We start from the raw sequence: 18,827 nt of genomic DNA on the forward strand, positions 1-18,827 counted from the left end.
ATATATTATATCACAAAAATCACTTTTTGTCAAGCAGATGGTTTATTAAAAGACTTTAATGTTTTGTTTGTTATTATTGTCACTTATATTACAGGGTATTGACAACAAAAAAATTTTATGGTATTATAGGATATGATTTACATGTATGAAATATTTTTCATGGAAATTTGTTATATTTTTGTACTAATTTTAATAAAGTAATTAAAATCGAAAACTTAAGATGTAAATATTAACATATATTATCTTTACATAGAAAGGGGTGTTAACTTTGGCTAGACAAAAGTGGGGTTCAAGATGGGCGTTTGTTTTAGCAGCCGTAGGTTCTGCCGCAGGTCTTGGGAATGCCTGGAGATTCCCATATATGGCATATTCTAATGGAGGTGGAGCATTTTATATTCCATATTTCATTGCTCTATTTCTTGCTGGTATACCAATTTTAATGGCAGAATTTGGAATAGGTCAGGGTTTACAAAGTAGTGCTCCTAAAGCTTTGGGAAAGATTTCAAAAGGTGCTGAATTCATCGGTTGGTGGGCTGTATTAACTGGTTCTATAATCGTATTCTACTATAACGTTATTATGGCCTGGATTTTTAACTATTTATACTTCTCATTTGGTCCAGCATGGAAAGGCGATCCAAAAGGTTTCTTCTTTGGTGATTTCTTAAAATTAACAGATGGACCTGGACAATTAGGTGGATTAAGATGGCCAATAGTTATTGGATTATTAATTGCCTGGTTATGGGTATATTTAATATTAAGAAAAGGTACAGAATCAGTTGGAAAAACTGTTATGTGGACTGTTCCATTACCAATTATTCTCTTAGTTTTATTAGGAATCAGAGGTGTAACACTTGAAGGTGCAGCCACAGGTTTAAATTTCTTATTTGAACCAAACTTTGCAAAATTAGCTGAACCAAGAGTATGGGCTAATGCATTTGGACAGATATTCTTCTCATTAAGTGTTGCATTTGGTATTATGATTGCATATGGTAGTTATAATGATAAGAAAAATGATGTTGCTAATAATGCTATTATTACTGCTCTTGGTAACTCAGCAACTTCATTCCTTGCTGGTATCGCTGTATTTTCCGTTTTAGGATATATGGCTACACAAATGCAGGTCCCAGTTGATGAAGTAGTTAGCGGTGGAATTGGATTAGCATTCGTTGTTTATCCACAGGCTATTTCATTAATCCCTGGCGGTGCTGTAGTTCAGTCAATAATTGGTTTAGCATTCTTTATTATGTTATTAACACTTGGTATTGACTCAGCATTCTCACTTGTTGAAGCAACAGAAGCTGCAGCTGGAGACAAATTTAAAGTAAATAAGAAAACATTCTTAGTTGGTTTCTCAGTATTAGGATTTATCTTTGGACTTTTATTTGCAACACAGGGAGGATTATACTGGTTAGACATCATTGATCACTACATGGGTACATATGCATTATTGGTTGTTGGTATATTAGAATCAATTGTTATTGGCTGGGTTTTTGGTGCAGAAAAATTAAGAGAATACATCAATTCAGTTTCTGAAGTAAAAATCGGTGCTTGGTTTGACATTTCTTTAAAATACATTATTCCTATTGTTTTAATCTCCATTTTAGGATTAAATATCTATGATGAAATGAAAAATCCATACGGCGGATATCCAGCATGGGCATTAACAGTTGGTTTTGTTATTTTCTTAGCTGTTCCAGTAATTGGATATATACTTGCTAAAATGCCTTCAAAAGACGAAAAGTATAATGAAAAGGTTACTGAAATTACAGTAGAGGATTAAGGGGGCGAAAATATGTCAGGAAGCGCAATAGCATTCATGATTTTTGCAGGTGTTGTATTATTTGGAGGATTAGCCTGGTCATTAAATATAGCAGCAAAACACAATAAATAATTATATAAAATAAACAGGCGCGTAAATTCGCGCCTGTTTATTTTATTATTAATGATATTAATAACAATGAAATTAAAAAATATGGTATTGCATATTTATGATATGTTTTCATTCCATTTTCAATCTTAGAAATTCTCAATCCTATAATATTTGCAAGAGAACCTATTATAAATCCTGTTCCAGCCAAATTAACTCCATAACTTAAATAATACCAGTTATCTGTGTAGTTAGATAAAAATATAGTTGCAGGAACATTACTTATTATCTGCGACAATCCTGTACTAAACAAAAACAAATTTTTTCCATTATTCAAACCAAAATGTTCAATAAAATATTTTATTTCAGGTATCATGGATAATATATTAAAATTAATAAAAAACAGAATAAAAAGAAGAATTATATTCCAATCACATTTAGATATTACTGATTTTTTAGTAATTAAATAATAAACAAAAATTACTCCTAAAAACAAATAAAAAAAATCTTCGTAATTCGAAGAAATTATGTACATTAAAAGGATTATTAACGAATTAAAAAAAGCGTTATTATCGTATTTTTCATCACTAATAACTATTTCCATTTTCTTATTTTTCACAAGAAATGTTGCATATACAATCAAAAGGAAAAATTCCAAAAGAAAAAAAGGCATCATTTTTAAAATAAAATTAAACACACCTGTGCCATAATTATGCCATATAAATATATTTTGAGGATTTCCAATAGGAGTTAATGAAGAACCAATATTTACAGCTATTATTTCAAGAATTATTATTCGAGAAAAATCAAAATTTACCAGTTTTTTTAGTTTTATTGTTAAAGGAATTACAATAAAAAGCGTTATATCATTGGTCAAAATCATCGCCAGAAAAGTTGAAATTATTATTAAAAAATATACAAGATTCCTTTCATAATGCGCCTTTTTAACCATAAATATCGCTATATGGTGAAAATAATTTGATAGTTCAATTGATTTAGTAATTAATAATAATCCCGAAAGAAAAAATATTGTTTTCCAGTTTATTAATTCTGGATATTGAACTGGTGAAATTTTATACATAAATGAAATTATTATTAAAAAAACAAATAAAAATACTATCAGTTTTTCTTCCATTATATACTTTTTTACTCTATCTATTGCAATCACCATCCACTATGTAATTTGCATATATATTATATCATATACTTTTTTACATATCTGTATTCAAATGGATAATAAACGTAGAACCAACCATCCATTGAGAATTATATTCTATTTTATAACCTGCAAGATTACACAGATATTTTACTATAGCAAGTCCAAGACCGGAACCACGAGCATATTTTTTCGCATCAACTCCACGATAAAATCTCTCAAACACTCTTTCCTTTTCTTCATCACGTATTCCTATTCCTTCATCTTTTACTATTATTTTATCTTCAAAAATAGATACATATACCCTGGAGTTTTCATATGAATATTTTACTGCATTTGAAATAAGATTTCTCAATATTGTATAAATTACAAAAGGATCTCCTTTAAGCATTTCTACATTTAAATCCGGATCAATACTAACATTCTTTCTTTTAATTTTCTCCTCGAGATCATTTTTTACATCTTCAAAAATCTTTTGAGGATCAAAAATTTCGAATTTTAAAACATAATTCTCAAATTCAGCCAACGATAACAAAGTCAATTGATCAAGAATCCTCTCTATTTTATTAATAGAATCTCTAACCTTCTTTAATGGTTTAATCGCTTCATTATCCTTCAAAAGATCTATGGCAAGATATATATTTCCCTTTGCAACAGATAATGGTGTTCTTATTTCATGGGATAATGAAGTTATAAAATCAGATTTCACCTTTTTTACCAATTCCTTTTCTGTTTGATCCTTTATAATCAACACATTATAATTTGATAGATATTTTAAAAAACAATATTTACTTTCTCCCTGAAAAAAATAGACAGTGGTTTCTATTTCAAAATCTTCATTATTAATAATAGCTTTAATAAACTCATCTATCTCATTAAACGTAATTATGTTTATTAACTCAATTCCTTTCTTAAATCCAAAATCCATTGCCGATTTATTAATTTCCTTCACTTTTATCTTATCGAGTTCAATATACGCTTCTTCTATAAAATCCAGGATTTTCGTATCCATATTATTCCTCCACTTCCCATGCCTGAGGATTAAACTTATATCCAAAATTCCTTACAGTTTTAATCCATCCTTTTCCTATTTTAGATCTAATCATACTAATATGAACATCTACAACTCTATCTGTTATATAATCACTGTCAAACCAGATTCTATCAATAATTTCTTCTCTTGAAAAAATCTTCTTATTATTTTTAGCTAATAACAGCAAAATTTCAAATTCTTTTGCAGTTAAATCTATTACATTATTTTTATGTTTAACCACATAATTTCCAGAAAAAATTTCAAGTGGTCCAAATTCCAATTTCTCATCTTCGTTTTTAAGTCTTTTTAGAAGAGCACGCACTCTTGCAACAACCTCTCGCGGATTAAACGGCTTTGTTACATAATCATCAGCTCCACTTTCTATTCCATATATCTTATCCCTATCTGTATTCTTTGCAGAAACAATTATAATCCCGGTATTTCTATTTGCTGAACGAATATAAGGGAGAATTTCCACAGAATCTCCATCAGGAAGCATAATATCAAGAAGAATAATATCCACATGATTTTTAGAAAGAAATGCTTTCATTTCCTGAATATTTTCAACCTCAAAAACATCATATTTTTCAATTTCCAGATATGTCCTCAAAATTTCGCGAATATCACTATCATCCTCAACAATTAAAATAGATGCCATTATTCCCCTCCTAAATATATTTCAATATTTCCTCTCCTTTTTCAATATACACAATCTCCTCACAAAGATTAGTAACCTGATCAGAAATTCTTTCAATATCTCTTGCTATTAAAACATATGGAATAATAGAACGTTCATCGTATTTCCCATTTTTAAAATCTTCTAATATATTTTTTCTATTTTCTATTTCAAGTTCGTCTATAATGTTATCCTTTTTCCATATTTCTATTGCAAGTTCTATATTCCTTTCATTAAAAGCTCTGAATACCTCCTTAAGCATCTCTAAAGATAAACCTATCATTTTCAGCATATTTTCATTTAATTTTGCATGTTCGTTTAACTCTTCAAATTCAAATGTTTTTTGCGCTATATTACAGGACAAATCTCCTATTCTTTCGAGATTATTGGAAAACTTTATCATTGTGATTATATATCTTAACTCTTTTGCAAGGGGATTATACCTTGCAATTAATTGATAAACCTCTTCTTCTATCTTTCTATTTAAATTATCAATTTTATCATCAAGATCTAATACTCTTTTAGCCAGCATTTTATCATTTCCTTCAAGTGCTTTAATTGACATATTAAAAGACTCAAGAATCAACGATAACATCTTTGATATATCAGCCTTTAAAATCAAAATTTCATTCTCAAAATGATGTATATTTTTCATTATATAACCCCCATTATCCTATTCTTCCATTTAAATAATCTTCGGTAAGTTGATTTTGTGGATTTTCTATTATCTCAGAAGTTTTTCCGCTTTCTATTAATTCACCCTGATACATAAAATAAAGATAATCTGAAATTCTAATAGCCTGAGAAAGATTATGCGTTACAATAACAATAGTATATTTTTCTGAAAGTTCCTCTAAAAGCAACTCTATTCTCTGAGTCGCAATTGGATCTAAAGCAGAAGTAGGTTCATCAAGCAATATAACCTCTGGATCAACAGCAAGCGCTCTTGCAATAACAAGCCTTTGTTGTTGCCCGCCAGAAAGTGTAAGAGCAGACTTATGTAATTCATCCTTTACCTCTTTCCATAATGCTGCTTTCCTTAATGAAATTTCAACTATCTCATCAATCTTTTGCTTATCTTTCACTCCATGAATCTTCAAACCAAAAGCCACATTCTCATATATAGACATGGGAAATGGCACAGGTTTCTGGAATACCATACCAACCTTTTTCCTATATATTGTAAGATCAATTTTACTATCATATATATTCTTTCCTTCAAAACAAATCTCCCCACTAATTCTATATTCCGGTATAGTATCATTCATTCTATTAATGCTTCTTAATAACGTAGACTTTCCGCATCCAGATGGCCCTATAATAGCACTTATCTTATTCTCCTTAATAGTTATATTAATATCTTTAAGAGCCTGTTTATCACCATACCATGCATTAAAATTTCTTACAGTAATTATATCATTACAACTTTTAATTATTGTTTCAGTTGCCATTTATTTTCCTCCTCAATCTAAACGCAAAAGAATATATTATTAATACTACTATCATCAATACAGAAGCTGTTCCCTTTGCCATCCATTGTGCATCAGCTCCATATGCCATAACAATATTATATATATGTGTAGGCAAAGTCATTACAGGATCTTTTATACTTCCTGGCAATTGCGTTGAATAAAAAACAGCAGCTGTAAGCAAAACCGGGGCAGTTTCTCCCATAACCCTTCCAGATCCAATTAACACAGCTGTTAAAATTCTCGATTTAGCTGCAGGCAATATTACCTTAAATATCATCTCCGTTTTCTTTGCACCAAGTGCATAAGCCGATTCTCTTAATACATCTGGAATAGCCCTTAAAGCTTCTTTAGTTGCAGATGAAATTATTGGCAATGCCATAACAGAAAGCGTTAAAGCTCCTGAAATTAAAGATGTTTTTAATCCCATTGTAATAGAAAACAACGCGAGTCCAAAAAGTCCGAAAACAATAGAAGGAACTCCAGACAACGATGTTATAGCTATATCAAGTAATCTTCCAATTCTATTATCGCCATACTCTGAAAGAAATATTCCCGTTAAAACTCCAACAGGTATCGATATTGCAAGAGTTAAAAATAACAAATAAAAACTTCCCAATATTGCAGGAAAAATACCTCCTTCTGTCATCATATCTTTTGGAAATTGTATAAAAAATCCAAAAGAAAAAAACCTTATACCCTCAAAAATAACAAACGCAAATATTATAACTACTACAACAAAAAGCAAATAACTAATACTTCTAAACACAATAGATACAACCTTATCTCTTGCCATTTTCATAACTCCTCACAAAATTTTTTGAAGATATAGTAAGAATAACAGAAATTACCAATAACACAAGTCCTGAAACAAATAGCGTAGAATAATGAATACTTCCAATTTCCACCTCTCCCATCTCACTTGCTATTGCAGCAGTTAATGGTCTCACAGGATCAAAAATAGATTGTGGAAGCATATTCGCTCCTCCCGCAGCCATTAATACAACCATTGTCTCCCCAATTACCCTATTGATTGTTAAAATAATGGAATTAACTATTCCAGGCAACGCTGCAAGAGTAACAATCTTAAATACCGCTGTAAATCGTGTACTTCCCAATGCCAGCGCTCCTTCCTTCAAACTCTTATCAACAGAACTCAAAGCTTCCTCCATTAATGATGCTGTATATGGAAAAGACAATAAAACAAGTCCTGACACAGCTAACAACATATTTTCCGGAGACCATGCTCCTATTTCTAACATCAACGGAGAAAGATAAATTACAAGAAACATACCAATAATCACAGATGGAACTCCAGAAAGAAGATCTATTGCAGACTTTATTAATCTTTTTTCAAGTGGCTTTGCATATTCATACATAAAAAAAGCTACAATATATCCTAAAGGGATAACTATAAGCGATGTAAAAATCGTCAATAAAATAGAATTAATTAACATAGTTAAAATACCGTATTCAGGCTCATCATAAGTTGGATACCAGTTAAAACTCGTGAATATTTCTATACCGGCACTTTTCAATGCCGGTATAGACTCATGAATAATAAAAACAAATATCAATATCAAAGCCCCTATCCCCAGAAATGCAGTTATATTAATAAGCATAAAATTCAACTTATCTTTTAACTCCCTCAAAAAAATCACCTCATTAAAAACCATATGCCGCTACATATCCTGCCTTTTCAACAAGTTCCTGTCCTTTTTTCGACAATCCAAACGTGATATATTCCTTAACAGGTCCAGATTCAGGCCATCCATTGGTTACATCTATAAACATATATAAAGGTCTTGAAATCGGATATTTAGCAGTTAAAATATTTAATTTTGTTGGTTTTACGCCTTCAACAGTTAACACTTTAACCTTTTCAGAAACATATCCAACTCCAACATATGCAATTGCATATGGATTTCTCGCAACCTGATCAATTTCAAACTGAGTTGATTCAACCATCTTCACAGTAGGAAACATCTTTTCTCCATCTAAAACCTTCTTTTCAAACGTCTCAAATGTTCCAGATGCAGTATTTCTCGAATAAATAACAATCCTTTTTTTAGGTAAATTTGGATCAACCTGATTCCACGTTCTAAGTTTTCCAGTATAAATCCCCTTTAAAGTTTTTAAAGTGATATTATTAATCTTCAATCTTGGATTTACAATTATTGCAATTCCGTCATATCCCACAACTATTGGCGCAAAATATAATCCTTCTCTATTCATCTTATCTATCTCTTTCTTCTTTAAAAATCTACTTGCATTTGCAATATCCGTAGTCCCATTAAACAAAGCTGCTATTCCTGTTGATGATCCTGCACCTTCAAGTGTAATTTCAATTTCCGGGTTATTCTTTTTTAATTCCTCAATCCATAATTGAGCAATTGGAAACACCGTATTTGATCCTTTAATAATCAATCTTTCAGCAAAACCTTTACCTAATATAACTAATACTAAAACAAGAAATAACCCTATACTTTTTTTCATCTTCATTCCCTCCTATTTTTTATTTTTACATCTGTAGTATAGATTAAATTTTTTTAGCATTTTTTTGCTTATATTAAGAAATGTTAAGATGAAAAATCTAAATAACATATTACTTTTATCTATCAAAAAGTGGTATAATTAAAATAGAGAAATTTTATTTAAATAGAATTAGTGCAAAATTTCATTAAGTAATCACAAATTCTATAAAGTGGGGTGGGACAATGTTGCTGTATTTATTAATAACAGTACCTCTTTTAGCCTTATTATTCGCAATGTATAATTATCGTTCTGTATTAAAATTGGATGAAGGTACAGAAAGAATGAGTGAAATAGCCTTAGCAATACGAGAAGGCACCAGAACATTTATTAATCACGAGTACACAACAGTTGGAATATACATTGTATTTATTTCTATTATCCTGGCTATAGTAACAGATATAAATACCGGCATTGCATTTGTTATAGGAGCTATAATGAGTGGTAGTGCTGGTTATGTCGGAATGAAAATGGCCACATATGCAAATGTTCGTGTATCCAACAGCGCAAGAACAACCAAAAATATTGGAAAAACACTAAAAGTTGCTTTTCAAGGCGGAAGCGTAATGGGATTATCAGTAGCAGGATTTGCATTATTGGGACTAATTATAATATATATAATATTTGGAAAATGGCAGGGATTACTCAACATCGAAAATATAAAAGTAATAAGAAATTGGCTGGGGATAAGCTATATTCCATTTGCAATGGTCATCTCTGGTTATGCTTTAGGTTGTTCTGTAATTGCAATGTTTGATAGAGTCGGTGGTGGAATATATACAAAAGCCGCTGATATGGGAGCTGATCTTGTTGGAAAAACAGAATTGGCCTTACCAGAAGATGATCCAAGAAATCCTGCAACAATAGCAGACAATGTCGGAGATAATGTTGGTGACGTTGCCGGATTAGGAGCAGATTTGCTTGAAAGTTATATAGGTGCAATTATCTCTTCAGTAATATTAATACTATATGCCAGCTTTATTCTATCAAAAAACAATTCCATCATATCTTATGAAACCACATATAAATTAATAGTTTATCCTGTTATCTTTGCAATCATGGGATTAATAGGCGCAATGTTGGGAATATTCTATGTAATAAAAAAGAAAAGCACAGACAACCCTCACAAAGAACTAAACACTTCACTTCTATTCTCTGCAACCTTTACAGGAATATTTACTTTAATAGCTGGATATTATTACCTCAAAGACCTTCCTCAAAATGAATTAAAGCTACTTGGATTTAAATATGGCATATTTTCACCATGGCTATCAGCTATGTTAGGAATTATTTCTGGTATTATAATAGGATTATTAGCTGAATATTACACAAGCGATAAATACAAACCTACACAAGAATTAGCCACATTTGCAAAAGGCGGTCCTGCAATAATCATTTCAAAAGGTATGGCTTTAGGAATGAAAAGTGTATTATATCCCGTCTTTATGCTAATGTTTGGAATTCTTCTTGCAAATTATTTTTCAGGATTATACGGTGTTGCAATGGCTGCAATGGGAATGCTTTCATTTGTAGCCGCAACTGTCTCCGTTGATTCATATGGCCCAATTGCTGACAATGCCGGAGGTATTAGTGAAATGGCAGAACTGGACCCAGAAGTAAGAAAAATCACTGATATGCTTGATTCCGTTGGAAATACAACTGCAGCTATAGGAAAAGGATTTGCAATTGGTTCTGCTGCATTTGCTGCCTTATCCTTATTTGCATCATATGTCTATTCACAAATTAATCCGGATATGGCAGTTGATTTAAAAACACTTTTAAATATCAATTTAATAAGTCCAAGAACAATTGCAGGGGCATTATTTGGAGCAGCATTACCTTTTTATTTTAGTGCATATTTAATTGATGCTGTTGTAAATGCAGCCGAAAAAATGGTGGAAGAAATAAGGAGACAATTTAGAGAAATCCCTGGACTAATGGAAGGAAAAAACAAGCCTGATTATAATAAATGTATAAAAATAAGTAGTGAAGGAGCTTTAAAAGAAATGAAAACACCTGCTTTAATTGCTGTATTAACTCCTATAATTTCAGGATTCATTTTTGGTACTGAATTTGTAGGAGGACTCCTTGCAGGAACTACCTTTAGTGGTGTAATGCTTGCAATTTATACAGCAAATGCAGGTGGTGCATGGGATAATGCAAAAAAATACATTGAAAACAATAATCTTGAAGGTGAAGGAAAAGGAACAGAAGCTCATAAAGCCTCAGTTGTTGGAGATACAGTAGGTGACCCATTGAAAGACACTGTTGGTCCTTCATTGGATATATTAATAAAAATCATGGCTGTAACTTCCTTAATTACAGTTTCAGTATTCAAAATATATCATCTATTTTGATTTAAACCATAACAAAGACTCTCCCGGACATTTTATTATGTTCCGGGAGAGTTGTTATTTAAGTATATAGGTGGCTATTTTTAATTTTTTATTTTAAAAGCTATAAATAGGATTTTGAGATTGCTATAAAATATTTATTTATAACTAACATTCTACATAAATAGTCACAATTTTTCTGACAATTTATTATAATAAATATATTTTTACAAAACAGAAAAGTATTGATAATATAAACGCAATAATCATTGATTATAATATCAATGTAATTTGGAAGGCTCAAAATCCTGAAGAAAGGAGAGTCTTGTTGTAGCATAAGTGTATTATGTTGCGACAAGACTCTTTTTTTTATTATATACAACAAAACCGAAAGGAGATGATATTTTAGAAAATATTATTAAATAAAAAATTTAAATCCGGATTTTAAAGGCTCTAACAGCAAAAGATAGCTTTTTATTTTTTCATCTACAATTTTATGAACGAGCCTTGTTATATTCCCTCCTCCACAAAGGGAATGGAATTCAAAGAGAAAAATCATTAAAATCCAAAGACTTATACTGCAACAAAATATTCTTGAGCTTATTTTTTTCAACATTTCAAATGAATTTTAAAAAAGTCTTGTTTTCAAAAAAACTCAAATATTTTCAAGTCTCGAGCGTTGAGAAGAGACTTTCAACAGCTAATAAAACTACAATGTATTTTTAAATCCGGAAAATTAGCTTAATACTAAAAATTGTGGAGGAGGGAATAGTATGAATAAAAATTTCATGGAAGCATTAAAAGAAGAAGGAAACGTATATTACACAGGAAATGGAGCATTGAGTTTAAAAAATAGCGGAAATAGTTTAGTTGATTTCTTTTACAGATGTGGGATTTTAATGAACCAGCCAAAAAGATTTGAAGAATTATTCCTTAATGCATTTGCAGAAGATAAAGAAAAAGCTATAAAAATATTATTTTACTCAAGGGATGTAAGAGGCGGTCAGGGAGTAAGAAGAACATTTAGACATATATTAAAAAAGTTAGGAAATCTATACCCTGAAATAGCAGTGCAGATAATAAAATATGTACCAGAATATGGAAGATGGGACGATTTATATGCCTTTGTTGGAACAAAAGTAGAAACAGAAGCATTTGAATTTATGTATAAACAAATAATAGAAGATGTAAAAAACTATAAGGATAACAAGCCAATAAGTCTATTGGCAAAATGGTTAAAGTCCGAAAACACAAGTTCTAAACACTCTGTAAAACTTGCCAAAATAACCAGAAAATATTTTAAAATGGACTCAAAAACATATAGAAAAATGTTGTCTGAATTAAGAAAATATATAAAAATAGTAGAAAGAGATATGAGCGAAAACAAATGGGATAACATTGAATATGAAATAGTCCCATCCCGGGCAATGAAAAAATATCACAGAGCATTTTATAAACATGATGCTGAAAGATATGAAAAATATCTTGAAGAAGTAAAAAATAACAAAAAGAAAATAAACGCAGGGACATTATATCCCCATGATATAGTAAAAATGGTATTGAATAAAGAAAATGAAACTGCAGAAATGCTATGGAAAAATCTACCTGACTATGGAATTGAAGAAGATGCCATAGCAGTAGTGGATACATCGGGATCAATGTACGGATGTGACGAAAGTTTGATCCCAATAACAGTAGCAGTTTCATTGGGAATATACTTTGCTGAAAGAAATAAAGGGAAATTTAAAAATTACTTTATAACCTTCTCCGAAAAACCTGAATTACAGGAAATAAAAGGAGAAACATTATACGAAAAAGTCCAGACATTATCTCAGGCATATTGGGATGCGAATACAGATATAATAAAAGTATTTGAATTAATATTAGAAACTGCCAAAAAAGGCGGATATACTATAGAAGATATACCTGAAAAAATATACATAATATCTGATATGCAGTTTGATATGGCTGTATCAGACAATAGCAAAACAAACTTTGAAGCAATAAAAGAAATGTACGAAAAAGCAGGATACCCAATACCACAACTAATATTCTGGAATGTAAGTAGTTACGGAAATGATGTTCCTGTTAAATTCGACGAAAATGGAACAGCATTAATATCAGGATATAATCCAGTAATATTAAAATACATATTGACTGGAAAAGACATAAATCCATACGAAATAATGGAAAATGTAATAAACTCTGAAAGATATAAAAATATACATATAAACTAAAAATTCCAGCCATCTACTCTTTACGATGGCTGGTTTTTTATATATAAAATAACTGATTTTTTGATATAAGTTGCAATTACATTTAATAAAAGATTTATAAAAAAACTAAATATAAAAGAAAAACAAAAGAAAGATATTCGCAAAATAGTCAAAATTATAAAATACGCATAAATAAACCAAAACATATCTACGAGGTTCGCAGAGGTTTATGATTTTGTAACACTTTTCAAAAACTACTTGACAAAAGGATTTTAGAATGTTATAATAAAAATAGTTCGTATACGGACCTAAATCCAAAAACACAAAATCTCTGAAAGCAGCTTAAACAAAAAAAAACTGAAAAACAGGTACGAATATAGATGAAAAGCGGATTACAGAGATTTTATTCGAAAAAATGCTGAAAATTTCAAAATTAAAAAACAGGTTCGAAAAATCACCTTCTAAAAAACGCTAATAATAACCACTCTAGAAACCAGCTATCCGAATATAACTACTCTCTGAAAGAGATAGAAACATATTTGGGAGCAAATAGTGCTCCCAATCATAGCCAAGATAATCCGAATATAACTACTCTCTGAAAGAGATAGAAACATATATTCTTTTTCAGATTCCTTGAATTCATCAATAATATCATCCGAATATAACTACTCTCTGAAAGAGATAGAAACCATTTATAGCCACGCTATTAAGTTTTATCCTCTTAATTCTATCCGAATATAACTACTCTCTGAAAGAGATAGAAACCAAATATGCTGCGGTTTGAGTTCTTCCTTCGGCCTTGCCGTATCCGAATATAACTACTCTCTGAAAGAGATAGAAACACAAAATTTCTCTCATACCACATTTGATTACCACCCACATTATCCGAATATAACTACTCTCTGAAAGAGATAGAAACATAAACCCGGCCATTTCAAGGCCGAGTACAAAGCCCTCAGCATCCGAATATAACTACTCTCTGAAAGAGATAGAAACCATCACCGCCTCAGTCGGACGACGCTGAGGCTGTCTGCTCATCCGAATATAACTACTCTCTGAAAGAGATAGAAACGGGTCATAATCTAATACCATTTTTAAACGTAAATCACCATTATCCGAATATAACTACTCTCTGAAAGAGATAGAAACTAGTATTCCAACCAGTCCTCCATTGATTCAAACCCTTCTTCATCCGAATATAACTACTCTCTGAAAGAGATAGAAACTTCTTCTTTTTTTATGGTCACGCAATACATACCCGTAATCATCCGAATATAACTACTCTCTGAAAGAGATAGAAACAAGTTGTTGAACCTTTTTCGAAGCCTTCAACGAAGGCTTCTTTATCCGAATATAACTACTCTCTGAAAGAGATAGAAACTAAACTTCTTAAAAATCTTCTAAAATCTCCTATTTTAATCAATCCGAATATAACTACTCTCTGAAAGAGATAGAAACTTAAGCCCCTGTTAAAATAAATTTTATTCTTCTTCAGTTACATCCGAATATAACTACTCTCTGAAAGAGATAGAAACTCTCTTTGGCGGATAATTTAACATCCGCCAATTCTTGAAGATCCGAATATAACTACTCTCTGAAAGAGATAGAAACAATTTTCTTCTTCATCTCCGAGGTCATCGAAATACTCGGACATCCGAATATAACTACTCTCTGAAAGAGATAGAAACTATCCTTCCTCGGGCAGGGTATGCCATACTCCTCTTGAAGGGTATCCGAATATAACTACTCTCTGAAAGAGATAGAAACTACGAACAGCGGCTTTAATGGTTGGCCGTTTAATCCTGCTATATCCGAATATAACTACTCTCTGAAAGAGATAGAAACTATAAACCTGGAGAAGCTTATAAGTTATTTCTGAGGTAGCTTATCCGAATATAACTACTCTCTGAAAGAGATAGAAACCAGTGCCTTTGATGTCAATCTCATTATGTTCATTTGTAATATCCGAATATAACTACTCTCTGAAAGAGATAGAAACTATTTTTTAAATTCCTCATATCCTTTAATCATTTCCTCCGGATCCGAATATAACTACTCTCTGAAAGAGATAGAAACCGTTCTTTTTGTTTTCTATTGTTTCATATGTTCCTTCTTCTATCCGAATATAACTACTCTCTGAAAGAGATAGAAACTGTTATAATACATTTGAAAACTTTCGGTTGTCACCTGATAATCCGAATATCACTACTCTCTGAAAGAGATAGAAACATTCCATGCCTTGAAATCCATAAAATCTTTTTCACTTTAAATCCGAATATCACTACTCTCTGAAAGAGATAGAAACTGAATTATTAATGTTGTTTCTCTTGGATATTTTTTTTCATTATCCGAATATCACTACTCTCTGAAAGAGATAGAAACACATCGCTTTTTTCTGCCAAATCATACCAAAAATCTACAAAATCCGAATATCACTACTCTCTGAAAGAGATAGAAAGCTCCTGCATTAAAAGCAGGAGCTTTTTTATCTTTTAATCACCAAAAACTATTTTAAATTTCTCCTATAAATATTGACATAATAATTTCATTATGTTAAAATTATAATATATACAATTTAAATTTTTGGTTGGTGAGAATATGAATTTTAAAGAATTAGCATTTAAGGCTGAAGAAGATTTTGACTTTGAAAAAGCTATTGAATATTATAAAAAAGCATTTAATGAATTAACAATTAATGATGATTCATTAATTCGCTATGCAAATTTATTATTTGATTTTCAAAAATTTGAAGAAGCAGAACCAATTTTTGAAAAAATAGTTTCTGAAATTAATGACTCGGAGTATATGAATAAACTTGCTATTATTTATGAAGAGAATAATAAATTTGAAAAAGCATTGAAAATATACAAAGAATTAGGAATAGAATCTAAAGTGAAAGAGCTCTCAGATAAAATCGAATTAAAAGCACCATCTCAAAATGCAATAAAACGTTTTATGACGCTTTTTTCAGGAAGAGAAGATGTTTTTTCTATTCAATATGAAGGTGGATACAGACCAATTAGAAGACCTTTGAATTTTCATGATATAAAAAATCATTTTTCTGGTAAAAAGACTTTAGGAATATATCTTTTAAAAAAGAATGATACTGTTAAATTTGCAGCATATGATATAGATATAAAAAAGCATTATTTAAATAGAGAAGATAAATTTGTTTATGAAGAGAATAGTAAAAAAGTTGCTAAACGATTATCTAGAGAATTGAATTTGGAAAATATAACTCATTATTTTGAATTTACTGGCAATAGAGGATATCATATATGGATATTTTTTGATATTCCTGTTTCTGCATATAAAATAAAGTATATTATGGAGAAAATTTTGGATAGAATTGAATTAGAAGAAGGTATCGATGTTGAGATATTTCCAAAACAAACATCTTTAAATGGTGGATTAGGAAATTTAATAAAAGTACCTCTTGGAGTTCATAAAAAGACAGGTAAAAAATGTTTATTTGTGGATAATGATTTTAATGTCATTGAAAATCAAATTGAATTTCTGAATAGTATAAAAGAAAATAATGCAACTGAAATTGATAAACTTTTTAGAGAAATATTCAATGAAAATGATTATGATGATTTTAATGTTACATATAAAAAAAGAACAACCAGTTCTAAAAATTCTGCATCTAAAAAAATTAAAAGTTCAATTAGAAAAACGCTGCCAAAAAGTAATAAGAATATTTTTACCCAAATGATTGAAGGATGCCATATTTTAAAACAAATTAACGAAAAGATAGAAAAAGAGGCATATATTACAGAAGAGGAAGAAATGATTTTTATAAAATCACTTGCTAATCTTGAAAATTCAAAAAAGTTTATAGAAATGAAATTATCTCAAACAATTAATTTTTCAAAAAAACGTATTGATATGATTATAAAACAAAGTTTAGGCGTTCCAATAACCTGTGAAGAGATACGGAAAATTATATTGAATAAAGATATATCGTTGAGTCTTGAAAACTGCACATGTAAATTTCAGGGTAATTATAATTCACCATATGCAATTGTGGAAAATATAGAAGAAATGTTTCTTGATAAAATTGACATAAATGACATTGCTAAAAAGATTGTTGAAAAAAATGCTGAAAAGTTTGAAATAGAAAAAGAAATTAAAAATTTAAAAAGAATGATAGCTAAAAAGATGGGCGATTCAAAAGAGTTAAGAACCGAAATAGGTACAATAAAAAGATTTGGCGATGATATAGAAATTATATTATAAGGAGATTTTTAAATGATTTTGTATATCACAGAACAAGGAGCTGTGCTTTCTAAAAGAGAAGGACGACTTGTTATTTCTAAAGAAAATTCTATTATTTCAGAGATTCCGTTAAATAAAATTGAAAAGATTAATTTAATGGGGAATATTTCCCTTACTACTCCAATTATTAGCTATTTTCTTGATCATGAAATAGAAGTTATTTTTATGACGAAAACTGGAAAATACAGAGGAAAATTATATACCGATGAATACAGAAATGTGTTATTAAGATTAAAACAATACGAACGCTCTTATGATGAAAAATTCAAACTGAAAATTTCAAAAGCAATAGTTAAAGGAAAACTGAAAAATTCATATGATTTTTTGATTAATAGAAGTAGATATTTACCTAAAGGAACTTTAAGCAAGGAAATTGCTTCGATTAGAAAGATTATAGAAAAAGTTGATAAAGGAAAAAATATTGATGAAGTAAGAGGATTTGAAGGAATTGGTTCTAAATATTATTTTGAAGGATTTAAAAAATTAATAAAAAACGAAAATTTCAAATTTGAAAAACGCATTATGCACCCACCAAGAGATCCTGTAAATGCCATGCTATCATTTGGATACTATCTTTTGTATAACGAAGTTATGGCAGCTATTAATATCGTTGGATTAGATCCATATTTTGGCAATCTTCATACCATAGAAATATCAAAAAAATCACTTTTATTTGATCTGGTTGAAGAATTTAGAAATATCATAATAGACAACTTTATACTTAAATTAATTAATAGAAATGAAATAAGCAAAGATGATTTCAATAAAAAAGATGAAAATATTATATATTTTACAGATGAGGGAATGAAGAAATTTATATCCAAATACGAAGAGATGATATCTCAAAAAATGCGATATCATTTAGACGAAGAAACAAATTATATTAGAACAATATTTCAAAAGCAGGCAAGACATTATGCCAGAGTTGTTATTGGAGATGAAGAGGAATATATTCCATTTTATAGGGTGGGGAATTAAATGTTTTATGTTGTAAGTTATGATATTACAAATGATAAAAGAAGACGAAAGGTTGTAAAATATCTTGAAAGTTATGGAGTTAGAGTTCAATACAGTGTTTTTGAAACGGAATTAAACCAGGACCAATTGAAAAAACTTATAAAAGGTTTAAAAAAGCAAATAAAAAAAGATGAGGACACCATAAGAATTTATCCCATATCTAAAGAAAGTAGAAGATATATTGTCACAATAGGCATTGATAAAGGAAAGTATTACGACAAGGATTTTTTAATAATATGAGAGAGGGGGA

At 30.0% G+C, this 18,827-nt stretch carries 15 protein-coding genes and 1 CRISPR repeat array; of the genes, 7 read left to right on the forward strand and 8 right to left on the reverse strand.

All coding sequences use genetic code 11. The annotated features are described in order from the left end of the window. Positions 1 to 268 precede the first annotated feature (268 nt). Both XO10_RS02030 and XO10_RS02035 read left to right on the forward strand, forming a co-directional pair. Entirely contained in the window at positions 269 to 1,780 is a 1,512-nt protein-coding gene (locus tag XO10_RS02030; RefSeq protein ID WP_014295906.1) for a sodium-dependent transporter, read from the forward strand. A 12-nt stretch (positions 1,781 to 1,792) separates the two neighbouring features. Continuing rightward, positions 1,793 to 1,891, forward strand: coding sequence for a MetS family NSS transporter small subunit (locus XO10_RS02035; protein ID WP_014295907.1), 99 nt, complete (start codon positions 1,793 to 1,795; stop codon positions 1,889 to 1,891). Positions 1,892 to 1,928: 37 nt separating this feature from the next. Here XO10_RS02035 and XO10_RS02040 read toward each other — a convergent pair whose 3' ends face one another. The 8 genes from XO10_RS02040 to XO10_RS02075 are packed head-to-tail and all read right to left on the reverse strand — an operon-like array spanning position 1,929 to position 8,697. Then, positions 1,929 to 3,038 (reverse strand): SLC13 family permease, encoded by a 1,110-nt coding sequence (locus tag XO10_RS02040; RefSeq protein ID WP_014295908.1) that lies wholly within the window; start codon positions 3,036 to 3,038, stop codon positions 1,929 to 1,931. A gap of 40 nt (positions 3,039 to 3,078) precedes the next feature. Continuing rightward, on the reverse strand, positions 3,079 to 4,035 hold the full coding sequence (locus XO10_RS02045) for a sensor histidine kinase KdpD (protein WP_175421063.1): 957 nt from the start codon (positions 4,033 to 4,035) through the stop codon (positions 3,079 to 3,081). A gap of 1 nt (position 4,036) precedes the next feature. Next, the gene (locus XO10_RS02050; RefSeq protein WP_014295910.1) at positions 4,037 to 4,714 is read right to left on the reverse strand and encodes a response regulator transcription factor; all 678 of its coding nucleotides are present in this window, start codon (positions 4,712 to 4,714) and stop codon (positions 4,037 to 4,039) included. A 10-nt stretch (positions 4,715 to 4,724) separates the two neighbouring features. Further along, positions 4,725 to 5,387 carry a phosphate signaling complex protein PhoU gene (phoU, locus tag XO10_RS02055; RefSeq protein ID WP_075780259.1) on the reverse strand — a complete coding sequence of 221 codons (663 nt, stop codon included), beginning with the start codon at positions 5,385 to 5,387 and terminating at the stop codon, positions 4,725 to 4,727. Between the two features lie 13 nt (positions 5,388 to 5,400). Beyond that, positions 5,401 to 6,183: a phosphate ABC transporter ATP-binding protein PstB gene (pstB, locus tag XO10_RS02060; RefSeq protein WP_014295912.1), complete on the reverse strand. Its 783-nt coding sequence runs from the start codon at positions 6,181 to 6,183 to the stop codon at positions 5,401 to 5,403. Continuing rightward, positions 6,173 to 6,997 carry a phosphate ABC transporter permease PstA gene (gene pstA, locus XO10_RS02065; protein WP_175421064.1) on the reverse strand — a complete coding sequence of 275 codons (825 nt, stop codon included), beginning with the start codon at positions 6,995 to 6,997 and terminating at the stop codon, positions 6,173 to 6,175. Before pstA ends, pstB begins: the two co-directional genes overlap by 11 nt. After that, on the reverse strand, positions 6,984 to 7,877 hold the full coding sequence (gene pstC / locus XO10_RS02070; RefSeq protein WP_303048655.1) for a phosphate ABC transporter permease subunit PstC: 894 nt from the start codon (positions 7,875 to 7,877) through the stop codon (positions 6,984 to 6,986). Before pstC ends, pstA begins: the two co-directional genes overlap by 14 nt. Continuing rightward, positions 7,867 to 8,697, reverse strand: coding sequence for a phosphate ABC transporter substrate-binding protein PstS family protein (locus tag XO10_RS02075; protein WP_014295915.1), 831 nt, complete (start codon positions 8,695 to 8,697; stop codon positions 7,867 to 7,869). The genes pstC and XO10_RS02075 overlap by 11 nt, the downstream gene beginning before the upstream one ends. Before the next feature lie 221 nt (positions 8,698 to 8,918). Between XO10_RS02075 and XO10_RS02080 the strand changes: the two genes are divergently transcribed. From XO10_RS02080 to cas2, 5 genes are all read left to right on the forward strand, one after another. Beyond that, positions 8,919 to 11,090 carry a sodium-translocating pyrophosphatase gene (locus tag XO10_RS02080; protein WP_014295916.1) on the forward strand — a complete coding sequence of 724 codons (2,172 nt, stop codon included), beginning with the start codon at positions 8,919 to 8,921 and terminating at the stop codon, positions 11,088 to 11,090. A gap of 749 nt (positions 11,091 to 11,839) precedes the next feature. Next, positions 11,840 to 13,303, forward strand: a complete 1,464-nt coding sequence (locus XO10_RS02085; protein ID WP_175421065.1) for a DUF2828 family protein — start codon at positions 11,840 to 11,842, stop codon at positions 13,301 to 13,303. A gap of 478 nt (positions 13,304 to 13,781) precedes the next feature. Then, positions 13,782 to 15,741: direct repeats of the CRISPR family, unit length 36 nt; unit sequence ATCCGAATATAACTACTCTCTGAAAGAGATAGAAAC. Positions 15,742 to 15,880: 139 nt separating this feature from the next. After that, the gene (locus tag XO10_RS02090; protein ID WP_175421066.1) at positions 15,881 to 17,521 is read left to right on the forward strand and encodes a CRISPR-associated primase-polymerase type A1; all 1,641 of its coding nucleotides are present in this window, start codon (positions 15,881 to 15,883) and stop codon (positions 17,519 to 17,521) included. A 12-nt stretch (positions 17,522 to 17,533) separates the two neighbouring features. Continuing rightward, positions 17,534 to 18,538, forward strand: a complete 1,005-nt coding sequence (cas1, locus tag XO10_RS02095; RefSeq protein WP_014295919.1) for a CRISPR-associated endonuclease Cas1 — start codon at positions 17,534 to 17,536, stop codon at positions 18,536 to 18,538. After that, on the forward strand, positions 18,539 to 18,817 hold the full coding sequence (cas2, locus tag XO10_RS02100) for a CRISPR-associated endonuclease Cas2 (RefSeq protein WP_014295920.1): 279 nt from the start codon (positions 18,539 to 18,541) through the stop codon (positions 18,815 to 18,817). It abuts the gene before it with no gap. Positions 18,818 to 18,827 lie beyond the last annotated feature (10 nt).

This window comes from Marinitoga sp. 1135 (assembly GCF_013363245.1).
Classification (GTDB): domain Bacteria; phylum Thermotogota; class Thermotogae; order Petrotogales; family Petrotogaceae; genus Marinitoga; species Marinitoga piezophila.

Coding starts and splice junctions, on each gene's coding strand:
- XO10_RS02075 (WP_014295915.1), bottom strand. CDS start 8,697: ATGAAAAAAAGTATAGGGTTATTTCTTGTTTTAGTATTAGTTATATTA.
- pstC (WP_303048655.1), bottom strand. CDS start 7,877: ATGGTTTTTAATGAGGTGATTTTTTTGAGGGAGTTAAAAGATAAGTTG.
- XO10_RS02050 (WP_014295910.1), bottom strand. CDS start 4,714: ATGGCATCTATTTTAATTGTTGAGGATGATAGTGATATTCGCGAAATT.
- XO10_RS02045 (WP_175421063.1), bottom strand. CDS start 4,035: ATGGATACGAAAATCCTGGATTTTATAGAAGAAGCGTATATTGAACTC.
- XO10_RS02080 (WP_014295916.1), top strand. CDS start 8,919: ATGTTGCTGTATTTATTAATAACAGTACCTCTTTTAGCCTTATTATTC.
- XO10_RS02090 (WP_175421066.1), top strand. CDS start 15,881: ATGAATTTTAAAGAATTAGCATTTAAGGCTGAAGAAGATTTTGACTTT.
- phoU (WP_075780259.1), bottom strand. CDS start 5,387: ATGAAAAATATACATCATTTTGAGAATGAAATTTTGATTTTAAAGGCT.
- XO10_RS02085 (WP_175421065.1), top strand. CDS start 11,840: ATGAATAAAAATTTCATGGAAGCATTAAAAGAAGAAGGAAACGTATAT.
- cas2 (WP_014295920.1), top strand. CDS start 18,539: ATGTTTTATGTTGTAAGTTATGATATTACAAATGATAAAAGAAGACGA.
- XO10_RS02040 (WP_014295908.1), bottom strand. CDS start 3,038: ATGGTGATTGCAATAGATAGAGTAAAAAAGTATATAATGGAAGAAAAA.
- cas1 (WP_014295919.1), top strand. CDS start 17,534: ATGATTTTGTATATCACAGAACAAGGAGCTGTGCTTTCTAAAAGAGAA.
- XO10_RS02035 (WP_014295907.1), top strand. CDS start 1,793: ATGTCAGGAAGCGCAATAGCATTCATGATTTTTGCAGGTGTTGTATTA.
- pstB (WP_014295912.1), bottom strand. CDS start 6,183: ATGGCAACTGAAACAATAATTAAAAGTTGTAATGATATAATTACTGTA.
- pstA (WP_175421064.1), bottom strand. CDS start 6,997: ATGGCAAGAGATAAGGTTGTATCTATTGTGTTTAGAAGTATTAGTTAT.